Origin of the sequence: Escherichia sp. E2748 (assembly GCF_005781125.1) — a bacterium.
Lineage (GTDB): Bacteria > Pseudomonadota > Gammaproteobacteria > Enterobacterales > Enterobacteriaceae > Escherichia.
Genome location: NZ_VATP01000019.1, coordinates 159,146 through 183,790, shown reverse-complemented (window position 1 = coordinate 183,790; position 24,645 = coordinate 159,146). Strand labels below are relative to the sequence as shown.

At 56.9% G+C, this 24,645-nt stretch carries 27 protein-coding genes; 4 read left to right on the top strand and 23 right to left on the bottom strand.

The features are described from left to right. Positions 1–12: 12 nt before the first annotated feature. Positions 13–288, bottom strand: coding sequence for a YtcA family lipoprotein (locus FEK42_RS15910; protein ID WP_001308208.1), 276 nt, complete (start codon positions 286–288; stop codon positions 13–15). Positions 289–496: 208 nt separating this feature from the next. Continuing rightward, on the bottom strand, positions 497–2,482 hold the full coding sequence (gene yjcS / locus FEK42_RS15905) for an alkyl sulfatase YjcS (protein WP_135493265.1): 1,986 nt from the start codon (positions 2,480–2,482) through the stop codon (positions 497–499). Positions 2,483–2,772: 290 nt separating this feature from the next. On the opposite strand from yjcS, the gene FEK42_RS15900 reads away from it, so the two are divergent. Then, the gene (locus FEK42_RS15900; protein ID WP_130224323.1) at positions 2,773–3,480 is read left to right on the top strand and encodes a response regulator transcription factor; all 708 of its coding nucleotides are present in this window, start codon (positions 2,773–2,775) and stop codon (positions 3,478–3,480) included. Here FEK42_RS15900 and FEK42_RS15895 read toward each other — a convergent pair. Genes FEK42_RS15895 through FEK42_RS15870 form a run of 6 tightly spaced genes read right to left on the bottom strand, consistent with a single transcriptional unit; the run spans position 3,477 to position 9,551 of the window. Next, the gene (locus tag FEK42_RS15895) at positions 3,477–4,478 is read right to left on the bottom strand and encodes a carbohydrate kinase family protein (RefSeq protein WP_130205861.1); all 1,002 of its coding nucleotides are present in this window, start codon (positions 4,476–4,478) and stop codon (positions 3,477–3,479) included. The two genes, FEK42_RS15900 and FEK42_RS15895, sit on opposite strands and share 4 nt — an antisense overlap. Next, entirely contained in the window at positions 4,475–5,335 is an 861-nt protein-coding gene (locus FEK42_RS15890) for a ketose 1,6-bisphosphate aldolase (protein ID WP_135493266.1), read from the bottom strand. Before FEK42_RS15890 ends, FEK42_RS15895 begins: the two co-directional genes overlap by 4 nt. Positions 5,336–5,349: 14 nt before the next feature. After that, a complete protein-coding gene (locus FEK42_RS15885; protein WP_135493267.1) occupies positions 5,350–6,033 on the bottom strand; it encodes a D-lyxose/D-mannose family sugar isomerase in 684 nt (227 codons plus the stop codon). 54 nt (positions 6,034–6,087) lie between these two features. Further along, entirely contained in the window at positions 6,088–7,029 is a 942-nt protein-coding gene (locus tag FEK42_RS15880; protein ID WP_130205867.1) for an ABC transporter substrate-binding protein, read from the bottom strand. Positions 7,030–7,059: 30 nt separating this feature from the next. Beyond that, positions 7,060–8,034 carry a ribose ABC transporter permease gene (locus FEK42_RS15875; protein ID WP_130215630.1) on the bottom strand — a complete coding sequence of 325 codons (975 nt, stop codon included), beginning with the start codon at positions 8,032–8,034 and terminating at the stop codon, positions 7,060–7,062. Continuing rightward, entirely contained in the window at positions 8,031–9,551 is a 1,521-nt protein-coding gene (locus FEK42_RS15870) for a sugar ABC transporter ATP-binding protein (protein ID WP_135493268.1), read from the bottom strand. The genes FEK42_RS15875 and FEK42_RS15870 overlap by 4 nt, the downstream gene beginning before the upstream one ends. Positions 9,552–9,664: 113 nt before the next feature. On the opposite strand from FEK42_RS15870, the gene FEK42_RS15860 reads away from it, so the two are divergent. The 3 genes from FEK42_RS15860 to yjdP all read left to right on the top strand — a co-directional run bounded on the left by FEK42_RS15860 (position 9,665) and on the right by yjdP (position 13,040). Next, a complete protein-coding gene (locus tag FEK42_RS15860; RefSeq protein WP_135493269.1) occupies positions 9,665–11,929 on the top strand; it encodes a hybrid sensor histidine kinase/response regulator in 2,265 nt (754 codons plus the stop codon). Positions 11,930–12,009: 80 nt separating this feature from the next. Continuing rightward, the gene (locus tag FEK42_RS15855) at positions 12,010–12,642 is read left to right on the top strand and encodes a GNAT family N-acetyltransferase (protein WP_131161367.1); all 633 of its coding nucleotides are present in this window, start codon (positions 12,010–12,012) and stop codon (positions 12,640–12,642) included. 68 nt (positions 12,643–12,710) lie between these two features. Further along, entirely contained in the window at positions 12,711–13,040 is a 330-nt protein-coding gene (yjdP, locus tag FEK42_RS15850; RefSeq protein WP_130205873.1) for a DDRRRQL repeat protein YjdP, read from the top strand. 26 nt (positions 13,041–13,066) lie between these two features. On the opposite strand, the gene phnP is transcribed toward yjdP, so the two are convergent. The 15 genes from phnP to yjdN all read right to left on the bottom strand — a co-directional run bounded on the left by phnP (position 13,067) and on the right by yjdN (position 24,411). Then, positions 13,067–13,825, bottom strand: a complete 759-nt coding sequence (gene phnP / locus FEK42_RS15845) for a phosphonate metabolism protein PhnP (protein WP_135493270.1) — start codon at positions 13,823–13,825, stop codon at positions 13,067–13,069. 1 nt (position 13,826) lies between these two features. Further along, a complete protein-coding gene (gene phnO / locus FEK42_RS15840) occupies positions 13,827–14,261 on the bottom strand; it encodes an aminoalkylphosphonate N-acetyltransferase (RefSeq protein WP_001110490.1) in 435 nt (144 codons plus the stop codon). Further along, positions 14,248–14,805, bottom strand: a complete 558-nt coding sequence (phnN, locus tag FEK42_RS15835; protein WP_138211887.1) for a ribose 1,5-bisphosphokinase — start codon at positions 14,803–14,805, stop codon at positions 14,248–14,250. Before phnN ends, phnO begins: the two co-directional genes overlap by 14 nt. Continuing rightward, on the bottom strand, positions 14,805–15,941 hold the full coding sequence (phnM, locus tag FEK42_RS15830) for an alpha-D-ribose 1-methylphosphonate 5-triphosphate diphosphatase (protein ID WP_135493271.1): 1,137 nt from the start codon (positions 15,939–15,941) through the stop codon (positions 14,805–14,807). The genes phnN and phnM overlap by 1 nt, the downstream gene beginning before the upstream one ends. Then, entirely contained in the window at positions 15,938–16,618 is a 681-nt protein-coding gene (gene phnL, locus FEK42_RS15825; RefSeq protein WP_000611425.1) for a phosphonate C-P lyase system protein PhnL, read from the bottom strand. The genes phnM and phnL overlap by 4 nt, the downstream gene beginning before the upstream one ends. A gap of 110 nt (positions 16,619–16,728) precedes the next feature. After that, positions 16,729–17,487: a phosphonate C-P lyase system protein PhnK gene (gene phnK / locus FEK42_RS15820; protein ID WP_135493272.1), complete on the bottom strand. Its 759-nt coding sequence runs from the start codon at positions 17,485–17,487 to the stop codon at positions 16,729–16,731. Further along, a complete protein-coding gene (phnJ, locus tag FEK42_RS15815; protein ID WP_000002284.1) occupies positions 17,484–18,329 on the bottom strand; it encodes an alpha-D-ribose 1-methylphosphonate 5-phosphate C-P-lyase PhnJ in 846 nt (281 codons plus the stop codon). Before phnJ ends, phnK begins: the two co-directional genes overlap by 4 nt. Next, the gene (gene phnI / locus FEK42_RS15810) at positions 18,322–19,386 is read right to left on the bottom strand and encodes an alpha-D-ribose 1-methylphosphonate 5-triphosphate synthase subunit PhnI (protein ID WP_135493273.1); all 1,065 of its coding nucleotides are present in this window, start codon (positions 19,384–19,386) and stop codon (positions 18,322–18,324) included. Before phnI ends, phnJ begins: the two co-directional genes overlap by 8 nt. After that, positions 19,386–19,970: a phosphonate C-P lyase system protein PhnH gene (gene phnH, locus FEK42_RS15805; protein WP_130205887.1), complete on the bottom strand. Its 585-nt coding sequence runs from the start codon at positions 19,968–19,970 to the stop codon at positions 19,386–19,388. Before phnH ends, phnI begins: the two co-directional genes overlap by 1 nt. Continuing rightward, positions 19,967–20,419, bottom strand: coding sequence for a phosphonate C-P lyase system protein PhnG (phnG, locus tag FEK42_RS15800; RefSeq protein ID WP_000542776.1), 453 nt, complete (start codon positions 20,417–20,419; stop codon positions 19,967–19,969). Before phnG ends, phnH begins: the two co-directional genes overlap by 4 nt. Further along, positions 20,420–21,145: a phosphonate metabolism transcriptional regulator PhnF gene (phnF, locus tag FEK42_RS15795; RefSeq protein ID WP_001295387.1), complete on the bottom strand. Its 726-nt coding sequence runs from the start codon at positions 21,143–21,145 to the stop codon at positions 20,420–20,422. It lies immediately after the preceding gene. 20 nt (positions 21,146–21,165) lie between these two features. Beyond that, the gene (gene phnE, locus FEK42_RS15790) at positions 21,166–21,945 is read right to left on the bottom strand and encodes a phosphonate ABC transporter, permease protein PhnE (RefSeq protein ID WP_130259490.1); all 780 of its coding nucleotides are present in this window, start codon (positions 21,943–21,945) and stop codon (positions 21,166–21,168) included. A 60-nt stretch (positions 21,946–22,005) separates the two neighbouring features. Beyond that, positions 22,006–23,022 carry a phosphonate ABC transporter substrate-binding protein gene (gene phnD / locus FEK42_RS15785; protein WP_000991997.1) on the bottom strand — a complete coding sequence of 339 codons (1,017 nt, stop codon included), beginning with the start codon at positions 23,020–23,022 and terminating at the stop codon, positions 22,006–22,008. A gap of 24 nt (positions 23,023–23,046) precedes the next feature. Beyond that, positions 23,047–23,835, bottom strand: coding sequence for a phosphonate ABC transporter ATP-binding protein (phnC, locus tag FEK42_RS15780; RefSeq protein WP_135493274.1), 789 nt, complete (start codon positions 23,833–23,835; stop codon positions 23,047–23,049). Between the two features lie 132 nt (positions 23,836–23,967). Next, positions 23,968–24,411, bottom strand: coding sequence for a VOC family metalloprotein YjdN (yjdN, locus tag FEK42_RS15775; protein ID WP_130205897.1), 444 nt, complete (start codon positions 24,409–24,411; stop codon positions 23,968–23,970). Positions 24,412–24,645: the final 234 nt, after the last annotated feature.

Genomic DNA, 24,645 nt, shown 5'->3' with positions numbered 1-24,645 from the left:
GTCTCAAATAGATTAGAAAAATGCCAGCCAGAACAGCATGGCGTAGAGAGCAAAAAGGGCGGTATAAATAATTCCGACAAATGCCAGATTGATATTTGTCCGCTGAATAATTCGCCTCGTGATGAGCGTCAAAATAAGGCTGGCAATAGCGCAGAAAAACCAGCTGGGATAATAAGCGCCGATCACCGGGATTGCCGGAGATAATGAACATCCCGAAACCATGAAGACGGGAATTATCCAGGCTGTTTTTTTGAGTTGCATCGCCATGCGAGAGAGAACTGTTGGCATATTAAATACATCCTGTCTGCTGCGAACAATATCTGTAGTGAATATCAATATCCATTGAAGGCGTCAGTATGGCTATTTTCTCGATGAATAAAAATAGCTTTATTCAGCCACCGCATTCATAACTTATATATTTTATGTATTAATTTGTTGTATGTATTTTTAAAATAAATACTTTTGGGGGCTTAAGCGCCCCCAAAAGCGAGTGGCATTAATTGGGAGTTACGATATTCACCCACAAATCGAAATTATCCAGACAGGCAATAATTTCTTCCAGTTTCGCGCCATTGCCAATAATTTTGGCTTTCTTCGCTTTTACCAGATCCGCCATTTTGGCTTGCCCGGTCAGCACGGCGTGAAGATCTTCACGGCTGATGTAGAAAGAGGCGTTGGCTTGCGGTTGCAGTGTTTTACGGTAGTTAAGCACGCTATCGTTCAGCGTCAGGTTGAGGTTATCGCCGTTGCTCATATTGAAGTTCAGGCTGATATTTTTACCCGCGGCTTTCGCGCTATCGAGGCGAACGGCCATAAAGTCGAACAGCATTTCGACCGACATTCCGCGAATGGTGTCCGGGGAACCGGTGGTGCCGTGGCTGAACTTATGTACCCCTTCGCGCAGTTCTTTCGCGCCGGTCAGGTAGAAACCGCGCCAGGTAGCGGACTCGGCCTGATAGCCCAGCTGTTCAAAGTTATTCGCTTGCAGATTCTTCGCCACCTGGTCACCCGGGTTGGCGGCGATCACCTGTTTCAGCAACTCTGCGGACCAGCGATAATCACCTTGCTTGTTCGCTTCTTTCGCCAGGTTGATGACACGGGCAGAACCGCCCAGCGCCTGCACATAACGTTTACCCATCTCCACCTGACCATACGGATGCAGGTTAGCCGGGTTACCGTCGTAATAGCCAAGATAGAAGTTATACACCGCGCGGGCGTTGTGGCTGACAGAACCGTAATAGCCGCGGCTGGCCCAGTTATTGGCAAGCGCAGGTGGCAGCTTAATCATGTCGCCGATTTCATTCATGGTGTAGCCCTGGTTCGCCAGGTGCAGGGTCTGGTCGTGAATGTACTTGATAGTATCGCGATATTTACCAATATAATCATTGATATGCTTGTTGCCCCAGACCGGCCAGGTGTGCGGCATAAACAGTACTTCCGCTTCGTTACCCCACATATCCAGCGTTTCGTTCAGATACTCGGTCCACTTGCTGGTGTCGCGGGTTTTCGCGCCGCGCAAAGTGTAGAAGTTGTGCAGGGTATGCGTGGCGTTTTCGGCGGTACACAGGGCTTTCAGGGCCGGAATATAGAAGTGCATTTCGGCTGGCGCTTCGCTGCCTGGGGTCATCAGGAAGTCAAACTCCAGGCCGTCGATAATCATCTTCTCGCCAGTTCTGACGATAGTTTTAGTCGGTGCAATAATGCTCGGGTCGCCCGTTGCCAGCGTCACACCGAGGCCGTTGCCCACGTTGCCTTGCGCGTTGTGCGGCAGTAACAGACCGTAAGAGTAGAGCGCACGGCGGCTCATGATGTTCCCCGCCAGCACGTTTTCGCTGATGGCTTCGTCCATAAAACCAGCTGGGGCAATCACCTGAACTTTGCCGGATTTCACATCGGCTTCAGAGATAATACCTTTCACGCCACCATAGTGGTCGGCGTGGCTGTGAGTGTAGATAACGGCAACAATCGGTTTTTGCGGACGATGCTGGAAGTAAAGGTCAAGTGCGGCTTTTGCGGCAGGCGGCGTCACCAGCGGGTCGATAACAATAATGCCTTTCTCGCCCTCAACGAACGTAATGTTAGAGATATCCTGGCCGCGCACCTGATACATTTTATCGGTGACTTTGAACAGGCCAGAAATACCGTTGATTTGCGACTGACGCCACAGGCTGGGGTTTACGGTTTCCGGCGCAGCGGCATTAATATCAAATTTGTAATCATTCGCGCGGTAGTAAACTTTACCGTTCGCATCACGCAGAATACCTTCATCCAGCAGCGGGGCGATAAATCCACGCTGGGCATCGTCAAAATCCTGACGATCGCTAAACGGCAATGATTTGGCGTAATTCTGATTAACCTGCTGGGTATATTGAGTGGCGCCTTTCGCTTCATCTGTTGCGTAAGCGGTATTTATCATCATGCCGCTGACGGCGGTTAAGGCAATAACAATCCTGCTCAAACGGAATAACCGAGAGTTATTCATATAAATCTCCATTTATCATTTATGTCGTAAATATGTAATCCATGCAAAATACGTCATTTAAAGCTGGCGTTATCATAATTGGGAATTTGCGACTTTAATAAGTGGAAGTGTGAGCGGAACGAGCCATTTTATTAGGCATTTGTGCTGAAGAGGGAAAATTACGGCATATTTATTATTGTCATCAATAATGTGACCTAACTTATGTTTTTATTATATATATTGCTTTTCTCTTTCACTTCGGCAAGAAGTCCGCACAATGATTAATCAGGTGAATAATTCGGAGTATAACCATGAAACCTGTTGTGCTGGTGGTGGATGATGACACGGCTATCTGCGCACTGTTGCAGGACGTGTTAAGTGAACATGTCTTTACGGTTTCAGTCTGCCATACCGGGCAGGAGGCAATATCACGTGTTGAGGGCGATCCTGATATCGCGCTGGTGGTGCTGGATATGATGCTACCCGATACCAACGGCCTGAGGGTATTGCAACAATTACAGAAAATGCGTCCTGCACTGCCGGTGGTGATGCTGACCGGCCTGGGCAGTGAGTCTGATGTGGTGGTCGGGCTGGAAATGGGCGCAGATGATTACATCTGCAAGCCGTTTACCCCACGGGTCGTGGTCGCGCGACTAAAAGCGGTGCTACGGCGCGTTGGCGCGCTGGCAGTCAATGAGGAGAAAAACGCCGGGCTGTCATTCAATGGCTGGTATCTCGATACCACGCGCTGCCAGTTGCACAATCCGCTACAACAACATGTCGAGCTGACCCAGGGCGAATATGGCTTGTTACTGGCCCTGGCGCAAAACGCTCGTCGGGTATTGAGCCGCGAGCAGTTGCTGGAGTTCACCCACAGCGATAGCGTGGAGGTGTTTGATCGCACCATCGACGTATTAATCATGCGCTTACGCCGCAAAATCGAACTAAACCCGCATCAGCCGATGTTGATTAAAACTCTGCGCGGTCTGGGGTATGTCTTCGCTGCCGACGTGCACTAATCCGACAATTCTGTTTGTAGTTCTTCCAGCGTTTTTGCCCCGTCGATAGCATTGGCACATAACAGGCTTGCCCGCGCGCAGGCGTGTGCCAGTTTGATGCTCTCGGTAAGCGTCCAGCGTTCATGGCAGCCATATAAAAATCCGGCACAAAATGCATCGCCCGCGCCGACGCTGCCGATAATTTCCCGTTGTTCTAACTTTTGCGAAGGGATCCACACGCCGCCCTGTTCCGGTGTCTCTCCCCAGGCACCTTCCGGGCAGTGGATCACCACTCGCTGGCGTACGCCCGCATCTAACAGTTCACGCGCGGCGGCAGCAATATGCACGATATGCGGTTCGCCGTTGGGTAAGCGAATTTCCAGCCCGCTAAACTCCCCGGCCTCCAGTTCGTTAATTATCAGATAATCCAGATGGCGCAACGCGGGCAGCACCATCGGCTGATAACGCGGATCGCCCTTGCGGGAGACAAGGTCGAGCGAGGTTTCAAAGCCATTATCACGCATTTGCGCCAGCAGACGCGCGCTACGAGTACCGTAAACATCGTCCGGCATATCCAGGCTATCGAGCAACAGTAAATAGCCGAGATGGAAAATCTTCATGCTGTTATCAAGCTGATCGAACGCCGGAAGATCAAGCAGTCGGTTAGCGCCCGGCGAATGGAAAAAGGTGCGCTGCCCGCCGGGGTCGGTCATCACCTGCGACATCGACGTCGGGGCAAAGGTGGTGCGCTGCACATGCTGGCGATTGACGTGATATTGCTCAAGCATCGCCATGATGTAATCGCCGTCGCTGTCCTGACCGATTAGCCCGACCGCCTGTAACGGCAACCCGGTGCGCATTTTCGCCAGCGTCAGCAGGACGTTAAGCGGCGCGCCTCCGGTTGAGCGTTCGCTGTGGGTGATTTCCGCCAGCCAGCCGCGCTCTGGCCACTGGATAATCTGATGGACGTGGTCAACCAGCATATTGCCTGCGGCGATAATCCCTTTACGTTCCATCATGCTTGCCCCGCACTGCCGAAAATACGCATCTGTTGTGCAACCGTATAGCTGATGGCGGCTTCCACTGCCAGCAGTAACTCGGCAAACTCGTCATACATCGGCAGACGGCGCGCCATTCGGGCCTCAACGGCTGCCAGCGCCGCTTGCGACATACCCGTGTAGAAATTGATTTTGTGGATACCCAGTTCGATGGCGCGGCGGAAATCGGCATCGCTAATCCCTGAGCCGCCGTGTAACACCAGCGGGATAGCCGCCTGCTGGCGGATAGCGTCGAGGCGCGGGAAATCGAGTTTCGGTTCGCCGCGATATTTGCCGTGTGCATTGCCAATCGCCACGGCCAGCGCGTCAATGCCGGTACGGTCGACAAAATCACGCGCCAGTTGCGGATCGGTAAACAGAGATTCATCGGCATGACCGTAAAGCGCACCGCCTTCGTCGCCACCTACCGCGCCCAGTTCAGCTTCTACCGATACGCCAACGGCATGGCACATTTTCACCACTTCCCGCGTCTGGCGGACATTTTCTTCATACTCCAGCGTGGAGCCGTCAAACATTACCGAGCTGAATCCCAGCCGCAATGCTTGCACCACCGATTCAAAATGCAGCCCGTGATCGAGATTTAACACCACCGGAATGGCATGGCGCGCCGCTTCAAATTTCACGGCTTCGACCAGGGAATCCAGCGAGATATATTTAAAATGTACTTCGGCAATGTTGATAATAAACGGCGAGCGTTCCTGTCTGGCCGCAGCGAATAGCGCGCGTAAAAAGTGTGAGTCCAGCACATTAAACGCGCCTAACGCATAGTGATGTTCGCGGGCATGAGCCAGCCCTTCAGCGAGAGAAATCAACGGCATAACGTTCTCCTTATTCAGCGGAACTGGCGGTATTCGTTACACAACACCAACTGGGCCGGTTCGTCTTCGTCAATCAGGTTGTAGCGGTCCAGCGGCTGTAAAAAGTGGTTATCGTGGTCGTCGTCATTAACAGAAGAGACTTCGCCAACCAGCACATCGCCAAAACCGGCTTCTGCCCAAAAGCTGTGATAAAGGCCAGGCGGCAGGCAGATACTTTCGCCGGGAGACAGGCGCAACTGACTGCCTGCGGTATGTTTCTGGCGGCAGCCGTCGATCACCACCGTAACGTCTCTATCAACCGTTTGCTCGTTGCTATCGGCATTCCACAGTTCAACAATCAAATTGCCGCCGCCGCGATTGATAATGTCCTCACGCTTACGCCAGTGAAAATGCATTGGCGTTACCTGCGCATCGCGCACATGCATGATCTTCTCGGCGTAACATTTCACATACGGCATTCCTTTTGGTGAGCCGTTACGCAGGGTAAACAGCGTCAGCCCCTGTGCAGCAAAGTCGTTGCCACCAAAAGCGGTAACATCCCAGCCGAGTTTGAGCTCAAAAACTTCCTCCCACGCAGTGGAGTCGAGTTGTTGCCATTGGGCAGGCGTGAAACTGGCAAAGGGCGGAAGATGCACGTCATGTTGCGAAAAGAATTGCCGTGTATGGCCGAGAATGTCGTTTATAGCGGAGCGTTTCATCGAAAGCGTTCTCCTTAGCGGTGGCCGGGCAGCTGCGCCGCCCGGCGTGTGGACTTATTTCACCGTCCAGCCTTTGTAATTGCCGACGTTGTTTTTGTCGATCATCGTCACCGGGATCAGCACCGGCTCTTTCGGCGCGGGTTTGCCCTGCAAAATGTCGTAGCCAATTTCCACCGCTTTCGCTGCCATCACCTGGGGATCTTGCGCAGGGGTGGCGACAAACAACGAGTTCTCACGTTTCAGCGCCTCTTCGGCGTCCGGGCTTCCGTCAACGCCGACAATAAAGAACTCGCTACGTTGTGCCTGTTTGGCTGCCAGATCGGCCCCGATCGCGGTGGGATCGTTAATGGCAAATACGCCGTCGATCTTCGGATTTGCCGCCAGCAGTCCGGTCATTACCTCCAGCCCGCCTTCACGACTGCCTTTGGCGTTCTGGTTGTCAGAGAGCACCTTGATGTCAGGATGGCGTTTAAATTCAGTCTGGCAGCCTTCAACGCGGTTTTGCACGGCGGACACCGGAGGCCCGTTGATGATCACCACGTTGCCTTTGCCTTTCAGGCGATCGGTGATGTACTTACAGGCCATTTCGCCTGCCTGGGTGTTATCGGAAGTGATGGTGGCATCGGCGCCTTCTGCCGCTACGTCAACTGCGACGACCACGATCCCGGCGTCTTTCGCCCGTTTCACCGCCGGGCCGATCCCTTTTGAATCGGCAGCGTTGAGGATGATCATATCGACGTTAGCGGCGATAAAGTTGTCGATCTGCGACACCTGCTGGCCCAGATCGTAGCCGCTGGACACCAGCGTCACTTTGACGTTATCGCCCGCCAGTTTGCGCGCTTCCAGCTCCGCGCCTTTGGTGATCTGCACGAAGAATGGGTTTGCCAGATCGCCTACCGTCACGCCTATCGACTTCAGTTCTTTTGCCTGGGCGAACGGAGCTGCGGCCAGCAGCGCGCCTGCACAGAGCGCGGTCACTAAGGGCTTCAATCTCATGCTGTATTCCTCATGTGTAGGGTATTGTTGTTATGCGCTTTGATGATGTCGGGTACGGTATTTATCGATCAGCACCGCAATGATGATCACCGCCCCTTTGATCACCAGTTGCCAGAAGTAAGAGACGCCCATTAGGGTCATGCCGTTGTTTAGCGTGGCGATAATCAGCGCCCCAACCAGCGTGCCGGTGATGGTGCCGATACCACCGACAAAACTGGTCCCGCCGAGGATCACCGCCGCAATGGCATCCAGTTCGTACCCCATGCCTAAGTTGCCGTTGGCGCTGTACAACCGCGAGGCGCTCATAATCCCGCCAAGCCCTGAAAGCAGGCCGCTCATGCCATAAACAAACAGCAGCACCAGCCAGACCTTAATGCCGGTAAGACGCGCTGCCTGCATATTGCCGCCGACGGCGTAGATATGAACGCCAAGCGTGGTGCGGCGCAGAATAAACCAGCACAGCACAATCACTGCGAGGGCAATCACCACCAGCCACGGGACAGGCCCAAGATAGTTATTACCTATCCACTCGAAATTAATGTTGGAGTTGATGACCGTGGTGCCGTCCGCCAGCAGATACGCCGCCCCGCGTAGCGCCGTATAGGTGCCGAGCGTGACGATAAACGGTGGCAATCCGGCAAAGGCCACCAGCGCGCCGTTGAACAAACCCAGCAGCAGGCCGAGCATCAGCGCCGCTGGAATCGACAGCATGGCGAACTCCGGGCTAAGGGAGACGACCATCGCCGCTACCGCCGTGGTGCCGAGAATTGAACCTACAGAAAGGTCGATCCCGCCAGTCAAAATGATGAAGGTCATCCCCGCCGCCAGCACAATGTTGATCGACGCCTGGCGGGTAATATTTAGCAGGTTGCTTTCGGTAAAAAAGTTTGGCGCGATAAAGCCAAATACCGCCACGATCAGAATCAAAATGGGCAAAATGCCGACCGTTTGCATCAGATCGCTCATCAGCATTTTTTTGGCAGAGGTCTTTGCAGAGGTCATCATGAGGGCACCGCCTGGGAATGGGCGTCGTTGACGCCAGTCGCTAAGGTCATAATGTTTTCCTGGGTGATGTTTTTGCCGTTTAACTCGCCGGCAATGCTGCCTTCGCGCATCACATAAACGCGATCGCTCATCCCGACTATCTCCGGCAGTTCGCTGGAGATCATCAGTATCGCCACGCCTTTGCGCGCCATCTCGTTCATGATCCGGTAGATCTCGCTTTTTGCGCCGACATCCACACCACGCGTGGGTTCGTCGAGCAGTAAAATACGCGGGCCAATCGCCACCCAGCGGGAGATCAACAGTTTTTGCTGATTGCCGCCTGAAAGCCCGCCCGCTCGCACCTGGGCATGAGGCACGCGGATGTTGAGCAACTTGATGGCGTCATCGGAGATGGTTTGTGCTTTTTTGCGGTTGAGTATTCCCCAGCTGGCATCGCGCTCCAGGGTTGCCATGGTGATGTTTTCGGCTGCTGCCATTTCAAGGAACAAACCTTGTTCTTTGCGATTTTCGGTGAGAAAACCAATGCCAAGATCGATGGCCTCACGCGGGGAGTGGATCACCACCGGTTCACCATCGACTTCAATCATTCCGCCCGTCGCTTTATGCACGCCGAAGATCAACTGCGCCAGCTCTGAACGTCCGGCTCCTACCAGCCCGGCGAGGCCGACAATTTCGCCGGAACGCACCAGCAGGCTACTCGGCTGGACTTTGCCACCGTCGGTCAGGTGGTGAACATTCAGGCGGGCTTTACCGAGCGGGATATCGCGCTCTTTATTGAACAGATCGCTCAGTGGCCTGCCGACCATCATCCGCACCAGCTCCCCGGCGTTGAGGTTATCGCGGGTCAGGCTGCCAACGTATTGCCCGTCGCGCAGCACGCTGACGCGATCGGAAAGCTCATACACTTCCGCCATGCGGTGGCTGATATAGATAATCGCCATCCCTTCATCGCGCAGCCGCATAATCAGTTCAAACAGGCGGTGAGTTTCACGCGAGGAGAGGGCGGCGGTGGGTTCGTCCATCACCAGAATGCGGCTGTTGCGATGCAGCGCGCGGGCGATTTCGACCTGTTGTTGCTCGGCAATGGTCAGCGTCATGACTTTATCGCTGGCGTTAAACTGCGCGCCGAGGCGGTCGATCACTTTTTGCGCCTGCATCAGCATCTCTTTGCGCTGCACCAGCCCGCCGTGGGAAAGCTCGCTGCCGAGGAAAATGTTTTCAGCTACCGTCAGATTCGGTGCCAGCTGCATCTCCTGATAAATCAGCGTAATACCGGCGCTTAAGGCATCTTTTGGCGTGCGAATGTGAAAGGGCTTGCCGTCAATCAGGATCTCGCCGCTGGTGGCGGTATAAGCCCCCGCCAGCACCTTCATCAGCGTGCTTTTTCCCGCGCCGTTTTCCCCCATCAGGGCATGGATCTCGCCAGGGTAAACCGTCAAATCCACCCCCTTGAGCGCATAAAATTTGCCGAAGGCTTTGGCAATATTGCGCATCTCCAGAACCGGCGTGCTGTTCATGGCAGACTCCTGCGAGGTTGTCGATATCAGCACTCCATCACAGGAAAGTAAATGCAAAATGTCAGAAGCCGTTCATATTTGTCATATTGCGATTTTTCTTTACGGAGCGTGATATGGCGCACCCCGGACGTCACTTTTTTGCCAGCGCGCGCGGGCGATTGCTGCTTTTAAATTTGCTGGTGGTGGCGGTGACGCTGATGGTCAGCGGCGTGGCGGTAATGGGTTTTCGTCATGCCAGCCAGATGCAGGAGCAGGTGCAGCAGCAAACGGTGGATGATATGACCGGCAGCCTGAATCTGGCGCGCGACACGGCAAACGTGGCGACGGCGGCGGTGCGATTGTCACAGGTGGTGGGGGCGCTGGAATACAAAGGTGAAGCCGAGCGATTGCAGGAGACACAGCGGGCATTAAAAAGCTCGCTTGAGCAACTGGCGGACGCGCCTTTAGCGCAGCAGGACGCCGGGCTAGTGGCGCGCATCATCACGCGTAGTAACGAACTGCAAACCAGCGTCGGCGGAATGCTGGAGCGCGGGCAAAGGCGGCATCTGGAGCGTAACGCGCTGTTAAGTTCGCTATATCAAAACTTAAGTTATCTGCGGCATTTGCAAAAAGTCACTCACGCGGAAGATGACATTTTGCTTAACGAGATGAACCGACTGATTGTTGCCGCTATTGCCACGCCCGCGCCGCAGGCGATTATTCATCAACTGGTCGGGGTGATGTCTGCATTCCCGACCCACAGCGATACGCCGTTGGTCAATACGCTACTCACTGATTTTAATCGTGAACTGCGCAATCTGGCGCCACTTTCGGAAGCTCTGGAGCAAAGCGATCTGGCAATCAGCTGGTATATGTTTCACATCAAAGCGCTGGTGGCGATCCTCAATAGTGACATTAACCGTTACGCCGAACAGGTAGCGACGCTCTCCGGTCAGCGGGTGGCGCAAAGTTACCAGGATCTGCGCTCCGGCGAGAGGCTGATCATGATTTTCGCTCTGTTAGCGGTGGTGATCACCGCGTTTGCAGGCTGGTATATCTATCGCAATCTCGGCTCTAACCTGACGGCAATTTCCCGCGCCATGAGCCGCCTGGCGCACGGCGAAGCGGACGTCACTTTTCCGGCGCTACAGCGGCGCGATGAGTTGGGTGAACTGGCGCGCGCCTTTAACGTCTTCGCCCGCAATACCGCGTCACTCGAACGAACGTCCCGGCTGTTGAAAGAGAAAACCACGCAGATGGAGATTGCCCAAACCGAGCGGCAGGGGCTGGAAGAGGCGCTATTGCACAGCCAGAAGTTGAAAGCGGTCGGGCAACTGACGGGCGGGCTGGCGCATGATTTTAATAATCTACTTGCAGTGATTATCGGCAGCCTGGAGCTGGTGAACATGGACTCGCCCGACGCGCCGCGAATACAGCGGGCGCTGCAAGCCGCCGAACGTGGGGCGCTACTGACCCAACGGCTACTGGCGTTTTCTCGCAAGCAGTCCTTACATCCGCAAGCCGTTGAACTGAAAACTCTGCTGGAAGAGTTAAGCGAATTAATGCGCCACTCCTTACCGGCAACCCTGGCGCTGGAGATTGAAGCGCAGTCTCCGGCGTGGCCCGCGTGGATTGACGTCAGCCAACTGGAAAACGCCATCATCAATCTGGTAGTGAACGCCCGCGATGCGATGGAAGGGCAGACGGGAATCATCAAAATTCGCACCTGGAATCAGCGTGTCACCCGCAGCAGTGGGCAGCGACAGGACATGGTGGCGCTGGAGGTTATCGATCATGGCTGTGGTATGTCGCAGGCGGTGAAAAGCCAGGTGTTCGAGCCGTTCTTTACCACTAAACAGACGGGCAGTGGCAGCGGTCTGGGCTTGTCGATGGTCTATGGGTTCGTGCGCCAGTCCGGCGGGCGCGTGGAAATTGAAAGCGCGCCAGGGCAAGGAACAACGGTCAGATTACAGCTTCCCCGCGCGCTGGTGGCGGAGAAAAACGTATTGCCAGCGGTGGTAGAGCAGACAGCCGTCAGCGGCGATAAACTGGTGTTAGTGCTGGAAGATGAAGCCGCGGTGCGCCAGACCATCTGCGAGCAGTTGCACCTGTTGGGCTATTTGACGCTGGAAGCGAGCAGCGGCGAACAGGCGCTGGACCTGCTGGCGGCATCAGCAGAAATCGATATCTTTATCAGTGACTTAATGCTCCCCGGCGGTATGAGCGGCGCAGAAGTGGTCAATGCAGCCCGCAAACTTTACCCGCACCTGACGCTGCTACTCATCAGCGGCCAGGATTTACGCCCCAGCCATAACCCCGCGCTGCCCGATGTGGCGCTACTGCGCAAACCTTTTACCCGCGCGCAGCTGGCGCAGGCGCTGGGGCAAATTGAGGGATGATTTTCAGAATTTATCAAGAGGCCTGAAGCAAACGTGCTGCTATTGTGAGCAATTCTGTTCTGAATTGAAGTGATTTACATATGATCGTGATGCCAACCACCTATAGCCCTATGACGGTTGCTCGTTCTTTTCGCGTGGTGGAAGAGATCGAGCTTTCTGGACGTCTGTTACAGGTAATTTATGACAAGCAGACACCAAGAGCGGCCATCATTGAAGCGGACATTGAAGTTTTTGCAGGCGTGCCGCGTCATCGGGTACTTGCCGCTCTCGATCTGCAGCGTAAAAAAGAGTTCGGCAGCGATATCATTGCCGTTGAACGCTGGTGGGAAGACTCGGATCTGGTACAGGTGGAAGGTATTTGTGTCTCTCCTGGTGAGCGCGATAAGGGGCTGGCAACTCGGCTGTATGAAGCGCTAATTCTGCAATGCGGTATCACGCTAATCAGCGATTTTGATCAATATGATGGCGGGAAGATGCTCTGGCAGAAGATCGCGCGCGAGTCCGATCAGATTTCCGTGTTTGTATTAGACACTGAACAAGGGGCATTTTGGCCTTACGATAGCACGAAAGTGATCTACGATGGCGGTTGCATTCCGGAAGAGCGTATCTGGAGTATTTCACCGGATCAAAAATGTCATGGCATTGTGCTGGTGGCGGAAAATAAACAGCGAGCTAACCAGCTAATGGAAGAGTCTGCGCCTTACCGAATTTGAGATTACTCCGCTACTCCGCTCATTCACACTCAACTAACGTTAAGCCAGTCCATTGCAGAGACTGGCTTATGAAACCTTACTCCACGCTCTTTCTTTTCACCCTGCTCACGCTGTCCACCGTTCCGGCCCAGGCCGATATTATCGACGACACCATTGGCAATATTCAGCAGGCGATTAACGACGCTTATAACCCTGACCGTGGGCGAGACTATGAAGATTCGCGCGACGACGGCTGGCAGCGTCAAGTGAGCGACGATCGGCGCAGACAATATGACGACCGCCACCGCCAGTTTGAAGATCGCCGCAGGCAGCTGGACGATCGCCAGCGCCAGCTTGATCGGGAGCGTCGGCAACTGGAAGATGAAGAGCGGAGAATGGAAGATGAGTATGGGCGGTGAGGGGGCCAGTGCGCACATTCTCCCCATCACGCTACCCCAATCTCCATCCCATCAAACCCCGCCTCAAATCCCGACGGCAGCGCGTTCTCCATCAGCCACGCATCAAACTGGTGGCTGATGTGCGTCAGAATCACGCGCGGTGAGCGGATAACTTCATTCAGCGCCAGCACGGTGTTTAAATCGCAGTGATTACGCGGCGCATCCTCGCGCGGCGGGTGGCTGCAATCAATCACCATCACTTGCGGCTGGTTATTGTGTAAAAATTTCAGCGTTTTTTCCGGCAGGCCAGCGGTGTCAGACAGCCACGCCACCCGGCTATGTGCCGTTTCCAGTAAATAGCCGAAAGTGAGTTTTGAGTGGTTGAGCGGCAGGGGCGTGGCCTGCACCCCCTGCAAATCAAACACTACAAACGGTTCCACCGTGTGGCTGAAATCAAGCAGGCCCGGATGTTTAAACAGATCGTCGCAACCCTGTTCATCCGGCGGGCCGTAAACCGGGATCGGATCGCCAACGCCCCAGCGCAGCGGAAACAGCCCCTGCACGTGATCCATATGATAATGCGTCAGCAAAAACTGCTGGAACGATCCGGGTGACCAGCGATCGGCGAGATCGTGCCGCCCGGCGTCGATCAGGGTGATTGCGTCGTTAAACTTTACTACGCCGCTGCACGGCTGGCGGCGATACTGCGGCGAGCGCCGTGCTCTGACGCAGGCCGCGCACTCGCAGCCCCATGCCGGAACGCCCTGTGCGCCGCCGGTGCCGGTGAGCGTGAGGGTCAGGCTCATGTTACAGCGCCTTCGTGAAGCGGAAGTGGCTCTGCTCGTAGCCTTCGCGCAGATAGAAACGGTGCGCGTCGTGGCGCTTCACGTTGGTGGAAAGCTCGGTCATTTCGGCCCCGGCCTGGCGGGCTTCTTCTTCTGCCCATGCCAGCAACTTGCTACCCACGTTCAAACCGCGCGCCTGCGGCATCACCACCAGTTCCTGAATTTCGCCGATCCAGTTGACATGATGCAGATGAAACTGCAAATGCAGGCCGATCATGCCGACAACTTCGCCATCCAGCAGCGCCAGATGGTAGCGCATATTCGGGTCGCGCAGGTTGGCGTTAAAGCCCACGCGAAACGCGTGATGGTCAAACTCCGCCTGTTTTAGCTCACAAATCAGCGCGTAAACCGCGTCGGTATCGTACTGCGTGGCCGGGCGAAGCTCACAAGCAGGCATGGTGTTTCTCCTTCTGATGGATCAGCGTCAGCAGCGTGTCGACCGACTGGCGCAGGCTGCCGTCATTGTTGAGCGTATGGCAATCCTGCGGAGTATAGCGGGCGGCGCGCGCCAGGCGGGCGTTAATTTCACTGGCGTTTTCACGGCCACGGTTTTCCAGACGCTGGCGGAGGATCTCCGGCGAAACCTGTAAACAGATGGGCAGCAGCGCCGATTCATAGCGCGCCCGCGCCTGCGGCAAATGTGCACGTGAGCCGTTGACCAGCACGTCGAATCCGGCGTGCAGCCAGAGGTCGATCTCCAGCCCGACGCCGTAATAGTAACCATTGGCGTGCCAGCTCAACGCGAAGAGTTGTTGCCCCGCGCGGGAAAAAAACTCCTGCTCGCTTAGGGCGATATGGTTTTCATTTCCGGCAGTGGCATCGCGCGTGATGTAGCGATGCGCCACCAGTAACTGCGTTTGTTCCCGCAGGCGGAGTTCCGCCAGCAGGCTGTCTTTCCCGGAGCCGGACGGCCCCATCAACCAAATCAATTTTCCCATCATCAGAACACCCTTTTACCCTGACGCCAGACGTGGTCGATATGAATGTGATTGCCCTTGCGATGCGCCAGCACCAGGTCCGCGCGTTTACCCTCGCCAATCACCCCGCGATCCTGAAGATTCAGCGCCTGGGCCGGATTTTTGGTCACCAGCTTCACCGCCTGCGGTAGTGTAAAGCGGTTGCTCTGGTCATCGGCGACGCGGAACGCCGCATCCAGCAGGCTGGCGGGGTAGTAGTCGGAAGAGAGGATATCCAGCAGGCCAAGCTGCGCCAGTTCACTGGCCGCCACGTTGCCGGAGTGCGAACCGCCGCGCACGATATTGGGCGCGCCCATCAGTACGTTCATGCCATGCTTGCGCGAAGCTTCCGCCGCTTCGAACGTGGTGGGAAATTCGGCGATCACGCTGCCAAGCTGGTGGGATTCGGCAACGTGCGCGTGCGTGGCATCATCGTGGCTGGCGAGGGCAATTTGTCGGGCGCGGCACAGGGCGGCGATGGTTTCGCGATTCGGCTGCGACCAGCGTGCGGCGAGCGCCAGCTGCTCCTCTTCATACTGCTGCATCTGCGCATCGGTGAGCGAGTATTTGCCCTGATAATATTCGCGATACTTCTCGCGGTTGGCGAACTGGCGCTGGCCCGGTGAGTGGTCCATCAGCGACACCAGCGTGACCGGCTCGCGCTGCACCAGTTTTTCAAACAGCGGCAGCGTAGTGTGATGCGGCAGTTCACAGCGCAGGTGCAGACGGTGCTCGGCGCGGTTGACGCCGCGTTTCTGCGTCTCTTCGATGGCGTTGATCATCTTCTCCAGATTCTCCAGCCGATCGCCGCCGTCGCGCACGTCGCCAATTGCTACGGCATCCAGCACGGTGGTGATGCCGCTCGCCACCATCAGTGCGTCGTGGCTGCTCATCGCCGAGTGGGCAGGCCAGTCAACTTTCGGGCGCGGGGTGAAGAATTTATCGAGGTTGTCGGTATGCAGCTCAATCAGCCCCGGCAGCAGCCAGCCGCCTTCGCCGTCCATCGCTTCTGGCAGGCGGCTCTGGCTTTCGGCAAAGGCGCGGATTTCGCCATCCTGTACTTCCAGCGAACCGTGCACCACTTCGTTTTCCAGCACCAGTTTGACGTTATTGATAATCATGCAGAGGCTCCCATTGGGTGCAGGCGGTCGGCGACGTCATTGCGTACGGCTTCATCATGGAAGATGCCGACGATGGCCGCGCCACGGGCTTTGGCTTCGCGAATCAGCTCGACTACGGCGGCGCTGTTTTTGGCGTCCAGCGAGGCGGTGGGTTCGTCGAGCAGCAGAATGGGGTAGTCGACGATAAAGCCACGGGCAATGTTGACGCGCTGCTGTTCGCCGCCGGAGAAGGTTGATGGCGCAAGGTGCCACAGGCGTTCCGGTACGTTCAGGCGCGTGAGCAGACGCGCGGCTTTAGCGGCGCAGGCTTCACGCGGAACGCCAGTATCGAGCAGCGGCTGCATCACCACTTCCAGCGCCGAAATACGCGGGATGACGCGCAGAAACTGGCTCACCCAGCCGACGGTGGTTTTGCGGATTTCCACCACTTTGCGCGCTGGTGCAGTGACCAGGTCTACCCATTCGTCACCGTGTTTGATCTGGATTTGCCCTTCGTCGGGCAGATAGTTGGCGTACAGCGAGCGCAGCAGGGTTGATTTGCCGCTGCCGGAGTGGCCGTGGAGCACCACGCATTCGCCCGCGTTGACGGTGAGCGAGGCGCGTTGTAAGACGGGCAGGCGCACGCCGTTTTGCTGGTGCAGGATGAAGGTTTTACTGACGTTTTGTACGTTAATCATTTTTCGCCTCGTGGTTCGGGTGTCGGATGCGACGCTGATGCGTCTTATCCGACCTACTGGGAGCGCATTTGTAGGCCAGATAAGGCGTTTACGCCGCATCCGGCACCGGCTCAATTCTGCAAAACCGATGACACCAGCAGTTGGGTATACGGGTGATGCGGGTCGTCGAGCACACGGTCGGTTAACCCACTCTCCACCACTTGCCCCTGCTTCATCACCAGCAAACGGTCCGCCAGCAGGCGGGCGACGCCCAGATCGTGGGTGACAATTACCACTGCCAGATTCAGCTCCACCACCAGACCGCGCAGCAGATCGAGCAGGCGTGCCTGTACCGACACATCCAGCCCGCCGGTTGGCTCGTCCATAAACACCAGCTTCGGATGCGTCACCAGGTTGCGGGCGATCTGCAAACGTTGCTGCATGCCGCCGGAAAAGGTGGTCGGCAGGTCGTCGATCCGGTTAGCGGGAATCTCCACCTCTTCCAGCCATTTCTGCGCGGTGGCGCGAATGTCGCCGTAATGACGCGCCCCGGTCGCCATCAGCCGCTCGCCGATATTGCCGCCCGCCGAGACCTGGCGGCGCAGGCCGTCGAGCGGATGCTGATGCACCACGCCCCATTCGGTGCGCAGCAGGCGGCGGCGGTCGGCTTCGCTAATGCCATAGAGGGAACGGTTCTCGTAGTAAATCTCCCCCTGTTGCGGCGTCAGGCGGGCGGAGATTGATTTCAGCAGCGTGGTCTTCCCGGAGCCGGATTCCCCGACAATGCCCAGCACTTCCCCCGGCCATAAATCAAAAGAGACATCGCTAAAGCCTTTGCCCGGCGCGTAAAGGTGGGTCAGGTTATTGACCGAAAGTAACGGTTGATTCATTGGCTTTTGGCCTCGCTCTGTTGGCGGCAATAATCGGTATCGGAGCAGACAAACATGCGGTTTCCGGCGTCATCCAGCACCACTTCATCAAGATAGCTGTGGGTCGATCCGCAGATGGCGCACGGCTCATCCCACTGCTGGACGGTGAACGGGTGATCGTCGAAATCGAGGCTTTCCACGCGGGTAAACGGCGGCACCGCATAGATGCGTTTCTCGCGCCCCGCGCCGAACAGCTGCAGGGCGGGCATCATGTCCATTTTCGGGTTATCAAATTTCGGGATCGGCGACGGGTCCATCACGTAGCGCCCGTTTACTTTCACCGGATAGGCGTAGGTAGTGGCGATATGACCGAAGCGGGCGATATCTTCATACAGCTTCACCTGCATCACGCCGTACTCCTCCAGCGCGTGCATGGTGCGGGTTTCCGTTTCGCGCGGCTCGATAAAGCGCAGCGGTTCCGGGATCGGCACCTGGAAAATAATGATCTGATCTTCGGTCAGCGGCGTTTCGGGGATGCGATGGCGCGTCTGGATAAGCGTCGCATCGTCCGTGCGCTCGGTGGTGTTTACCCCGGTCACGCGCTTGAAGAAGTTGCGGATCGACACGGCGTTGGTGGTGTCGTCTGCGCCCTGGTCAATCACCTTCAACACGTCGCTTTCGCCAATCACGCTGGCGGTGAGCTGAATGCCGCCGGTTCCCCAGCCGTACGGCATCGGCATTTCGCGCCCGCCAAACGGCACCTGATAACCGGGGATCGCCACCGCTTTTAAGATGGCGCGGCGGATCATGCGTTTGGTCTGCTCGTCGAGGTATGCAAAGTTGTAGCCGCTCAGATTAGCCATGGTTCTGCTCCTGTTGCAGACGTTTGAGTAGCTCCAGTTCGGCCTGGAAATCGACGTAGTGCGGGAGTTTGAGGTGCGAGACAAAGCCTGCGGCTTCGACGTTATCGGCATGCGCCAGCACGAACTCTTCATCCTGCGCCGGGCCTGTCGCGTGCTCGCCGTACTCCGGAGCCTGCAACGCACGGTCAACCAGCGCCATCGCCATCGCTTTGCGCTCGCTCATACCGAACACCAGCCCGTAGCCGCGCGTAAAGTGCGGCGGCTCATCCGGCGGGTCGATAAAACCGTTGACCATTTCACACTCAGTCATCAGCAGTTCGCCGACGTTCACCGCAAATCCCAGCTCTTCCGGCACAATCGACACGTCGATATAGCCGCTGCGGATTTCGCCTGCGAACGGGTGATTGCGCCCGTAACCGCGCTGGGTGGAGTAGGCCAGCGCCAGCAAATAGCCTTCGTCGCCGCGCATTAACTGCTGCAAACGGGAAGAACGCGAGCAGGGGTAAACCGGCGGCGTGCGGGTGATGTCGTCCGGCTGTGCGCCGCTCTCTTCTTCCTGTTTCGCCAGCCCCTGACGCGCCAGCAGACTGAAAACGTGCGGCGACGGCTGTTGCTCGCTGTCGGCGGTGGTCAGCGTTGGCGCTTCGCCGTTTGCCAGCAGGGTGAAATCGAGCAGGCGATGGGTGTAGTCGTAGGTTGGGCCAAGCAGCTGGCCGCCGGGAATGTCTTTATAAACGGCGGAGATACGGCGTTCGAGACGCATCTCGGTGGTGTCGAGCGGCTCGCTCACCGCCAGTTTTGCCAGCGTGGTGCGGTAGGCGCGCAGCAGGAAAATTGCTTCAACGTTATCGCCGCTGGCCTGTTTCAGCGCCAGCGCTGCCAGTTCGCGGTCGGCAATGCCGCCTTCGGTCATCACGCGATCCACCGCAAGGTTAAGCTGCTGTTCAATCTGGGCGACGCTCAGTTCAGGCAAATCGGTATTGCCCCGGCGTCGGCTCTCTTGCAGAGCGTGGGCGGCGTCGATCGCCTTTTCGCCCCCTTTCACGGCAACGTACATCAGCACACCTCCACATGAGTGGTTCGCGGGATAGCCAGCAGGCGCTCGCCGCAGGTCAGGATCAGGTCGATGCCGAGCGGGAACGGGTGCGGGCGCTCGGTGAGTTCGTGCAGAATGCACTCCGGCAGCTGCGGGGCAATCATCCGTTCTTCGGCAATGCCCGCGCCGGTGAGGCGCAACATGCGCCCGCCGCTCAGGCTGGCGACCTGTAAAATCAGCGTCGCGCCCGCTTCTGGTGCAACGGCGGTGCCGGTGGAAAGGGCGTTGAGCTGTTCGCTGGAAATCGCCTCATCCGTCACCGCAAAGGTCGCCTGTTCCGGCTGATTGACCAGCGGCGCGTTGGTATGAAAACGCAGGCTCTGGCTGACGATATCGTTACTTAATGGCTGGGAAAGCCACACCGGCGTGTCGTTATCGGCCAGCGTCAGCAGCACGCTGGTGGTGGCGATATTCAGCGGCTGCCAGCCGCGTTTGAGCTGATGCAGGGCGACAATCACGCCCGGTTCGCTCATGGCCTTTAACAGGCGACGAAAACTGTGCTGGGCATCCTGCACGGGAAGAATAAAAGCGGTTTCCAGGGTCATGCGTTGTCTCCGCGAACCATCGTAAAGAAGTCGACCCGGCTGGCGTTCACTTCGGCCTGACGTGCGGCAATGCGTGCCATACGGTCAGCGTCCAGCGGGGCAATAAGGGTTTCTGATAAGTTTTGAAAGTGGCGAGATTGCTGCATCAGTGCGTCAATCAGCGCACAGCGTTCGGCGTGCTGTTTGTCGCGCCCCAGCACCCAGCTGTAGCCGAGCGTGCCGTCAGTCAGGCGTACGGCGGCGCGGGTGAGCGTGGCGTCGCCAGCAAAAAAGCGTTCGCCGGTGCCGCCCATCCGCGCCTGAATCTGCACCAGGCCGGTTTCAGCGGTGCGAATCACTTCATAGTCGGCGGTGATGTTCAGCGCTTTCAGGCGGGCTGCCAGTTCAGCCGGTTGGCTGTGCGCCAGCACGGACATCCAGTGCTGGCGGGTCGCGGTATCTGCGTGCATTCAGTGCTCCATAGTGAATTCAATCATGTCGGCGCGCGTCAGGCTGACGGAGTACTCCGCCGGGCTGCTTTCACCGTCACGGTGGTTAAGGGTGCGCACGCACAGCAGCGGCGACATATTCGGGATTTCAAGGCGCTGACACTCTTTGGCCTGGGCGCGGCGGGCGCTGATCCGCGTCTGGCTGCGGCGCAGCGCAATCCCCGTTTGCTCGCGCAGAAAATCGTGCAGCGAGCCGCTGTCGAAGCGTTGCAGCGTCGGCCAGAGCGTGAGGTCCGCAAAGTAGTGGTCGATTAAACAGAGCGCGACGCCGTTGACCCGACGCAGGGTGCGCAGGTGGATGACGTTCTCCCCCTCGGTTATCCCCAGCGCATCAGCGACGTGACCGGAGGCGGGGCGCAGCACCGACAGCAGTTTTTCGCTGGTGGGATGGCTACCTTGATCCAGCAGGTTCTGGCTAAAACGCGCCTGGGCGTTGAGCGGGTAATCGAACGGGCGCATCAGCACCAGCACGCCGACGCCCTGACGGCGCTGTACCCAGCCTTTTTCCACCAGTTGGTCGATGGCGCGGCGCAGGGTGTGGCGGTTCACCTCAAAGCGCGCCGCCAGTTGCTGCTCCGCGGGGAGATAGTCACCGCAGCGATAGTGTTGACGAAGCTCCTGCTCAAGTTTTGCGGCTATCTCCTGATAGCGTGTTGGGTAGCTGGTCGGATGTGTAGACAAGTGCATAGATATCAATGCCTCGCTAATCAGATAAAGTGCTTACGCAACCGTTGAGAGAGGAAATCCAGCAGGCTGACCGTGACGATAATCAGCACCATCAGGGCGCAGGTTTGCTGGAACTGGAAACCGCGAATCGCTTCCCACAGCGTGACGCCGATCCCGCCCGCGCCGACCATGCCGACGACGGTCGCCGAGCGGACGTTGGATTCGAAGCGATAGAGGGAGTAGGAAATCAGCAGTGGCATCACCTGTGGCAGTACGCCGTAGAGGATCTCTTCGAGCTTGTTGGCGCCAGTGGCGCGAATGCCTTCCACCGGGCCGGGTTCAATCGCTTCCACTGCTTCGGAAAGCAGTTTGGAGAGCACGCCGGTGGTGTGGATAAACAGCGCCAGCACGCCAGCGAACGGACCGAGGCCGACGGCGACCACGAACAGCATGGCGAAGACCATTTCGTTAATGGCGCGGCAGGCGTCCATCAGGCGGCGCGTGGGCTGGTAAACCCACCAGGGCACCAGATTTTCGGCGCTCATCAGACCGAAGGGAATGGAGAGAATGATGGCCAGCGCAGTTCCCCAGACGGCGATTTGCAGCGTGACGGCCATTTCGGTGAGGTAATCCTGCCACTGGCTGAAATCGGGCGGGAAGAAGTCGGCGGCGAACGTCGCCATGTTGCCGCCATCTTTAATCAGCGTGAGCGGGGCCATTTCCGCGCCCTGCCACGAGACGACCAGCACGGCGAGAACAACGGCCCAGCTGAAGATCGAGAACCAGCTGCGCTTGGGTGGGGCGATGGTGATGGTTTGCATGTTTGGCTCCGTTTAATGTTTTCTCCCTCTCCCTGTGGGAGAGGGGACCGATCGAGCACATTACTGCACCGCTTTACTCACCGAACTCATCGCGCTTAACGCGTTGTTCAGGCGGTCCAGGTCATCCAGCTGTGCCTGAATCTCGGTGGTTTTCGCCAGCTTGTCCTGCTCATTCAGTCCTTTATTGCCTTTTACGCCCTGCATCTCTTTAAACAGCGCGAGCTGGCGAATGGGTACCAGTTGCAGGTCGCTGGAGGCGCGGAACGGCGCCCAGCCCAGACGCTCCAGCACCGCTTTCTCTTCCGGCGTTTTGCCGTAGTTCATAAAGAAGTCGTAGATCTTGTCTTTGGTGGTTTCGGACAGATTTTTGCGCCAGACGATCGGATCGCCTGGGATCAGTGGCGACTTCCAGATCACTTTCAGTTCTTTCAGCTTCTCCGGTGCGGAGGTTTTCAGCTTGTCGAGGTTTTCGGTGTTGTTGGTCGCCACATCCACCTGCTTGTTGGCGACGGCCAGCGCATTGGTTTCATGTCCGGCGTTGACGGTGCGCTTGAAGTCGCTGGCGGAGATATTGTTTTTGGCAAAGACGTAGTAACCGGGGACGAGGAAGCCAGAGGTGGAGTTAGGATCGCCATTGCCGAAGGTGAGATCTTTTCGCTTCGCCAGCAGATCGTTCAGGTTGTTGATCGGGCTGTCTTTGTTGACGATCAACACGCTCCAGTAACCCGGCGATCCATCCGCCGCGACCGTTTGGGCGAAGACCTGGCCGTTGGCGCGATCCACCGCTTCCATTGCCGACAGGTTGCCGTACCAGGCGATATCCACTTTGTTGAAGCGCATTCCCTGGATAATGCCCGCGTAGTCCGGGGCAAAGAAGGCGTTCACTTTCACGCCCAGCTTCTTCTCCATATCCTGTAAGAATGGCGTCCATTGCGGTTTCAGGTTTTGCTGTGATTCCGTTGAAATAATGCCGAAATTCAGTGCCTTTTCCTGCTCTTCGGCGTGCGCCGGGCTTAACAGGGTGCTGAGGCTGAACATGCTGGTGAAGGCCAGCGAGGCAATTATCTTAGCGTTCATTCGTTTTCCTCAATGATGGGGATGTCAGGCAGCTTTCGCGTTCTCTTCGATGCGATTAATGCTGCGGTAGAGATGGTCAAAACGTTCGTTATCAAACTGTTGGCTGCTGCCGTCGTAGAAGACGTGCCCCTGACGAAGGGCGACGATGCGTTCGCAGTAGCGCAGGGCGTAATCCACCTGATGCAGCGTGACGACCACGGTGATGCCGTCGTTCTGGTTGATGTCGCGCAGGGTGTCCATCACGATGCGCGCTGATTCCGGGTCCAGCGAGGCGATCGGTTCGTCCGCCAGAATTACCTTCGCCTGCTGCATCAGCGCACGGGCAATCGCCACACGTTGCTGCTGGCCGCCGGAGAGGGTGGAAACGCGCTGATGAGCAAAGTGCACCATGCCAACGCGGGTCAGCGCCTGTAACGCGCGCTGTTTCTGCTCGCCGGTGAACCAGCTAAAACAGGTGCGCCAGAACGGCGTGCTGCCGAGCGCGCCAATCAGCACGTTCTCCAGTACGCTCAGGCGATTCACCAGGTTGAATTGTTGGAAGATGTAGCCGGTATGGGCGCGGCTTTTGCGGATATCGCGCGCCAGACGGCCTTCGCGCTGGACAGTGCGGCCCAGCAGCTCGATATGGCTACCGACAGATTTATCGCCGGTAATCAAACCGCTTAAGTGACGTAAAAGGGTGGATTTGCCGGAACCCGACGGCCCAAGCAGAGCCACCATTTCACCATGATGAATGTCCAGATCAACCGCGTGCAGCGCCTGATGCTGATTGAAGGTTTTGGCGAGCTTCTCGACACGGATAATCGTTTGCATGATGCAGCCTCCCTAAAAAAGTGGCTCCATCGTGGCGGATTATTGTGACGATTTGGTTAATTAAAAGTGACTAACAGATGAAGAGTTAACGGGAATTCGATGACAGTGCGGGAGGGCGGGCCTCCCGGCGGGTTATTGCGTTGGTTGTTGTTTGACGACATTAATCATCCACGGTACGCCAAATTTATCGGTGACTTTGCCGAAGCCATGCGCCCAGAAGGTTTCCTGCCAGTCCATTTCGATTTTTCCGTTAGCTGCAAGGTTATCAAACCAGCGTTTTCCTTCTTCGACCTGTTGCGAATCGAGCACCAGCGTAAAGCCGGAGTAGCTGGCTTTTCCTGACGGCATGGCATCGCTCATCATGATATCGCTTCCGGCAATACGCACGTTAGCATGGGCGATGGCGGTATCGGGAAATTGCAACCCGGAAGGGCAGCCTTCGGCGCTGTCCTGCGCTGATTTCGGCATTTCGCCGAAGCTGATTTTATAGAGCAGTTCCGCGCCCAATGTGCGTTGATAATAAGCAATTGCGTCGGCACAGTTACCGGCAAAAGAGAGGTAGGGACTTAACGGCATGATGGTGACCTCAGTTAAGAGAAGCCAGTTAAGTGTAGTTCGAAATTTGTACAGGTGAGAGGCGGCCTGATAAGACGCGCGAGCGTCGCATCAGGCAGTCGCACTGTTGCCGGATGCGGCGTGAACGCCTTATCCGGCCTACGGATGGTGCGGGTGTGCGGGAATTTGTAGGCCTGATAAGACGCGCGAGCGTCGCATCAGGCATCTGGCACCGTTGCCGGATGCGGCGCGAGC

What these genes read in the sequence shown, in the direction of transcription:
- FEK42_RS15910 (WP_001308208.1), bottom strand. Translation starts at nt 288, where the DNA reads ATGCCAACAGTTCTCTCTCGCATGGCGATGCAACTCAAAAAAACAGCC.
- yjcS (WP_135493265.1), bottom strand. Translation starts at nt 2,482, where the DNA reads ATGAATAACTCTCGGTTATTCCGTTTGAGCAGGATTGTTATTGCCTTA.
- FEK42_RS15900 (WP_130224323.1), top strand. Translation starts at nt 2,773, where the DNA reads ATGAAACCTGTTGTGCTGGTGGTGGATGATGACACGGCTATCTGCGCA.
- FEK42_RS15895 (WP_130205861.1), bottom strand. Translation starts at nt 4,478, where the DNA reads ATGATGGAACGTAAAGGGATTATCGCCGCAGGCAATATGCTGGTTGAC.
- FEK42_RS15890 (WP_135493266.1), bottom strand. Translation starts at nt 5,335, where the DNA reads ATGCCGTTGATTTCTCTCGCTGAAGGGCTGGCTCATGCCCGCGAACAT.
- FEK42_RS15885 (WP_135493267.1), bottom strand. Translation starts at nt 6,033, where the DNA reads ATGAAACGCTCCGCTATAAACGACATTCTCGGCCATACACGGCAATTC.
- FEK42_RS15880 (WP_130205867.1), bottom strand. Translation starts at nt 7,029, where the DNA reads ATGAGATTGAAGCCCTTAGTGACCGCGCTCTGTGCAGGCGCGCTGCTG.
- FEK42_RS15875 (WP_130215630.1), bottom strand. Translation starts at nt 8,034, where the DNA reads ATGATGACCTCTGCAAAGACCTCTGCCAAAAAAATGCTGATGAGCGAT.
- FEK42_RS15870 (WP_135493268.1), bottom strand. Translation starts at nt 9,551, where the DNA reads ATGAACAGCACGCCGGTTCTGGAGATGCGCAATATTGCCAAAGCCTTC.
- FEK42_RS15860 (WP_135493269.1), top strand. Translation starts at nt 9,665, where the DNA reads ATGGCGCACCCCGGACGTCACTTTTTTGCCAGCGCGCGCGGGCGATTG.
- FEK42_RS15855 (WP_131161367.1), top strand. Translation starts at nt 12,010, where the DNA reads ATGATCGTGATGCCAACCACCTATAGCCCTATGACGGTTGCTCGTTCT.
- yjdP (WP_130205873.1), top strand. Translation starts at nt 12,711, where the DNA reads ATGAAACCTTACTCCACGCTCTTTCTTTTCACCCTGCTCACGCTGTCC.
- phnP (WP_135493270.1), bottom strand. Translation starts at nt 13,825, where the DNA reads ATGAGCCTGACCCTCACGCTCACCGGCACCGGCGGCGCACAGGGCGTT.
- phnO (WP_001110490.1), bottom strand. Translation starts at nt 14,261, where the DNA reads ATGCCTGCTTGTGAGCTTCGCCCGGCCACGCAGTACGATACCGACGCG.
- phnN (WP_138211887.1), bottom strand. Translation starts at nt 14,805, where the DNA reads ATGATGGGAAAATTGATTTGGTTGATGGGGCCGTCCGGCTCCGGGAAA.
- phnM (WP_135493271.1), bottom strand. Translation starts at nt 15,941, where the DNA reads ATGATTATCAATAACGTCAAACTGGTGCTGGAAAACGAAGTGGTGCAC.
- phnL (WP_000611425.1), bottom strand. Translation starts at nt 16,618, where the DNA reads ATGATTAACGTACAAAACGTCAGTAAAACCTTCATCCTGCACCAGCAA.
- phnK (WP_135493272.1), bottom strand. Translation starts at nt 17,487, where the DNA reads ATGAATCAACCGTTACTTTCGGTCAATAACCTGACCCACCTTTACGCG.
- phnJ (WP_000002284.1), bottom strand. Translation starts at nt 18,329, where the DNA reads ATGGCTAATCTGAGCGGCTACAACTTTGCATACCTCGACGAGCAGACC.
- phnI (WP_135493273.1), bottom strand. Translation starts at nt 19,386, where the DNA reads ATGTACGTTGCCGTGAAAGGGGGCGAAAAGGCGATCGACGCCGCCCAC.
- phnH (WP_130205887.1), bottom strand. Translation starts at nt 19,970, where the DNA reads ATGACCCTGGAAACCGCTTTTATTCTTCCCGTGCAGGATGCCCAGCAC.
- phnG (WP_000542776.1), bottom strand. Translation starts at nt 20,419, where the DNA reads ATGCACGCAGATACCGCGACCCGCCAGCACTGGATGTCCGTGCTGGCG.
- phnF (WP_001295387.1), bottom strand. Translation starts at nt 21,145, where the DNA reads ATGCACTTGTCTACACATCCGACCAGCTACCCAACACGCTATCAGGAG.
- phnE (WP_130259490.1), bottom strand. Translation starts at nt 21,945, where the DNA reads ATGCAAACCATCACCATCGCCCCACCCAAGCGCAGCTGGTTCTCGATC.
- phnD (WP_000991997.1), bottom strand. Translation starts at nt 23,022, where the DNA reads ATGAACGCTAAGATAATTGCCTCGCTGGCCTTCACCAGCATGTTCAGC.
- phnC (WP_135493274.1), bottom strand. Translation starts at nt 23,835, where the DNA reads ATGCAAACGATTATCCGTGTCGAGAAGCTCGCCAAAACCTTCAATCAG.
- yjdN (WP_130205897.1), bottom strand. Translation starts at nt 24,411, where the DNA reads ATGCCGTTAAGTCCCTACCTCTCTTTTGCCGGTAACTGTGCCGACGCA.